Here is a 3526-nt window from a genome sequence, read left to right as displayed (position 1 = left end):
TGGTTTCTTTTTGTTTGACGAAATGTAAGAGAGGGTCGTCCCTTAGTCATCTATGATGACTTTTGGGACACCCTCTTTTTGCTATCGAATGATCAATCGATCAGAGTATTTTCTAAGCTAACAGTTATCCTCGCGCTTATTCAGCCGAGAAAAACAAGGTTACTTTTCTAACGGTTACAGGCGCGCTTATTATGGCGAAACAGCTCTTTTATCTGCGAAAAACGGGAAATAGGCTCACTGGTAACTGTTACAGCTTGTTCCTGCCCGTTTTTACCCAAATAGCGCCGCTCACAACCGCTAGAATTTTCGCGCATTTTATACGTACTCGCACCTATTCCCCGGCCAAGCATCAATTGCGGTTTTTTGAGTCAAAAATGATCAGAAATTTGAGGAGGCAACGGCAATTGGAGGAATGGGGTAACAATAATATAGATGCACAAAGGATAGCGCCGAGTTTAGTTATTGCAGCAGCAAATGTCATGGGATTTTACAAACCCTTATCTGCGGGCTTATAATACGAGTCATATATTTTTCACCGGATCAGCAATTTAGAGAAACTGGAGGAAGTCCATATGAGTCTGTTTAAACGTCCCGCGCTTGCGGATTGTGTCCCTGAGCTTGTAGCCACCGCAAGAGGGGACCGTCCGGCTTCGCTTGTCATTCGTGGAGGCACGCTCGTCAATGTCATTTCAGGCGAAATGATTCCGGGCATGTCCATAGCCGTACAAGGGGCCCGAATCGCCTATGTGGGCAAGGATGTCAGCCATACGATCGGCCCGGAAACGATGATCATTGAAGCGGAAGGACGTTATATCGCGCCTGGTTTGCTGGACGGGCATTGTCATATCGAAAGCACACAGCTGACCGTGACCGAATTTGCAAAAGCCGTGCTTCCGCTGGGCGTCACCGGGGGCTTTTTCGATGCCCATGAAATTTCCAACGTGCTCGGCCTGAAGGGACTTCGCCTTATGCTAGAGGAAGCGCGGACAACACCGATGGCCGCTTATATGCAGGTCGCGTCCTGTGTGCCCTCCACGAATGCGGAGCTGGAGACAACCGGTGCCGCCTTTGGCCCGGAGGAGGTGGCTGAGGCGCTAAGCTGGGGACCGGACATGATCGGCCTCGGGGAAGTGATGAATTTTCCCGGTGTCGTGTATGGTGAAGAAACGATGATTGGCGAAATACAGGCAACGCTGCGTGCGGGCAAAGTGGCTGACGGACACTTCACATGGGCGTCCGATGATTGGCGGCTGCCGGTGTATGCGGCCAGCGGCATTACGGGAGACCATGAATGTGTGACCCCGGAGGATGTAGCTGAGCGCATTCGGCTGGGCATGTACGCCAAAATGCGGCAGGGCTCTGCCTGGCATGATGTGGCTGAAACGATCAAAGCCTGTACGGAGATGGGGCTGGACACCCGCCGCATGATGTTGGTGACGGATGACCGCAGCTCGGAGTCGCTGCTCAAGGAAGGGCATATGAATTTTGTCGTTAGACATGCTATCGCTCAAGGAGTTAAGCCTGTCACCGCTTTCCAGATGGCAACGATTAATACGGCGGAACGGTTCGGAGTGGCGCGGGATATCGGAGCCGTTACTCCCGGTTCCATTGCGGATATCATTCTGCTGGACGGCAGGCTTGCGGATGTGAGGGTATCGGCAACGATTGCCGCCGGGTGTCTTGTGGCCGAGAACGGCAAAATGATTGCAGATTGGGACAGCTTTGCGTATCCCGAAGAGGCCTTGAATACAGTGCATCTTGACCGGACGATTCCTGCCGCCGATTTCGTGCTGCCGGCACCGGTTCATACAGGCGGCACGGAAGCGCGGATTATCAAGGTAACGGAAAATCACGTTGAAACCAAAGAAGTTAAAATGACCGTTCCCGTGGAAGATGGGAAGGTTGTTACAGGCCCTGGCAAGGATCTATGCAAAATTGCCGTATTTGAGCGCCATAAGGGAACAGGCAACAGCTCTGTCGCTTTGGTCACCGGCATCGGATTTACGGAGCCGGCTGCCATAGCCATGACCGTGGCGCATGACAGCCACAATCTGCTCGTGATCGGCAATGATGACGAAATGATGGCCCGTGCCGCTAACCAGGTCATTTCCATGAAAGGCGGGTCTGCGGTGATATCGGCTTCGGGGGAAGCTTTAATGCCGCTGCCGATTGCGGGGTTGATGTCCCCCGCTCCGTTTGCCGAGGTTGCGCAGCAGTCCGAAGGCATCAGCACAGCTCTACAGCGTGCGGGCTGCATGCTCAACAACGCGTTTATGACGCTTTCGCTGTTGGCGCTTGTTGTCATTCCGGAAATCCGGTTGTCCGATAAGGGACTTGTAGCCATTGGGGCGGACGGTATCCATATGGTACCGCTGTTCACGACTGAGCAGACAGAGAAGGTGTAGTAGGGAACTACAAGGACATGCTGTGTTTCGGATTTGCAAGCAGGCGGCTTCCACCGGGAAGCCGCCTTGTTAAGTCCTGAAGCTGGGCTGCATCAAAGCGAAAGCGGTGTGAACGCAGCCTGCTGAGAGCCATGCTCCTTTCGATAGCGGGAGGGAGTAACTCCGTTCCATTTTTTGAAGGTGGCGATAAAGTAGCTTAAATTGTCAAAGCCCACCTCCAGGGCGATGTCCACCACCTTGCGGTCAGTTTGCTCCAGCAGCAGGCTGGCTTTTTGGACACGGTAATGGTTCATATATTCGATTGGGCTTTTTTGCACCATCTGTTTGAAGAAGCGGCAAAAATGTCCCTCGCTCATGCCCGCCTTGTCTGCGATGGATTTCAGCCGGACAGGCTCCTGATAGTGCTCGTGGATATAACCGATCGCCATTTTGACGCGTTCAACCTTGGATTGACCGGTGTTTGCTTCCGGCGGTTCTCCTGCGGCTGAGGTCATATGCGGGTACATGCTGGCGAAAATGGCATACAGTTGGGCTTTCGTTGAGATTTCCTTGGCAGGATGCCGGGTTTCATGATCCCGCAAAATTTTGTCCAACGATTCCAATACCTCCCCGCCCCAGGCTTCCGTTGCTTTAATATGGACCGGGGGCAGCAGTGTTTTGTGAAGCACCGGCTCGATAAAGCGCTGCTGGATCACATCGGGGGCGGGGCTGAGCAGCATTTTCGGATCAAAAACGACGGCAGAGAAGACACAGTGAGCATCGTGATGCAAATAGCCGGCATGCAGCGTTCCGCTGTTCACAAACAGTGCTTCGCCTGCTTTGACCTCGCTGTGCTGCATATCCGTCTGAAAGAGGGCGCTTCCGCTGCGCACCAGGATAAACTCCATTTCGTCATGCCAATGGCAGTCCAGCACACAATTGCCGTTTAACTGCTCGACATCGGGATATACACTTACGGGGAAGGACGGGTTGCCGTGTATCCGGTTTTCGCGGAGTGTTTCGCGTCTCATTTTACATACTCCTAACTGAGGCTTGAATGGCCACATATATTAGTTCTATAATTGAAATCGAACAGGTTATTTTAATTACCAAATTATTCTATCGTGAAAGGTCGTGCAGGA

At 52.6% G+C, this 3526-nt stretch carries 2 protein-coding genes; one reads left to right on the top strand and one right to left on the bottom strand.

Going from position 1 to position 3526, the window contains the following annotated elements; all coding sequences use genetic code 11:
* Positions 1 to 572: 572 nt before the first annotated feature.
* Complete coding sequence (locus ACI1P2_RS31305) at positions 573 to 2405, top strand: adenine deaminase (protein WP_355317449.1); 1833 nt, start codon at positions 573 to 575, stop codon at positions 2403 to 2405.
* Between the two features lie 92 nt (positions 2406 to 2497).
* On the opposite strand, the gene ACI1P2_RS31300 is transcribed toward ACI1P2_RS31305, so the two are convergent.
* Positions 2498 to 3415: a helix-turn-helix transcriptional regulator gene (locus ACI1P2_RS31300; RefSeq protein WP_355317447.1), complete on the bottom strand. Its 918-nt coding sequence runs from the start codon at positions 3413 to 3415 to the stop codon at positions 2498 to 2500.
* Positions 3416 to 3526 lie beyond the last annotated feature (111 nt).

Source organism: Paenibacillus jiangxiensis (assembly GCF_046098255.1).
In the GTDB taxonomy this organism is placed as follows: domain Bacteria; phylum Bacillota; class Bacilli; order Paenibacillales; family Paenibacillaceae; genus Paenibacillus; species Paenibacillus jiagnxiensis.
This window is presented reverse-complemented; position numbering and strand designations above follow the sequence as displayed.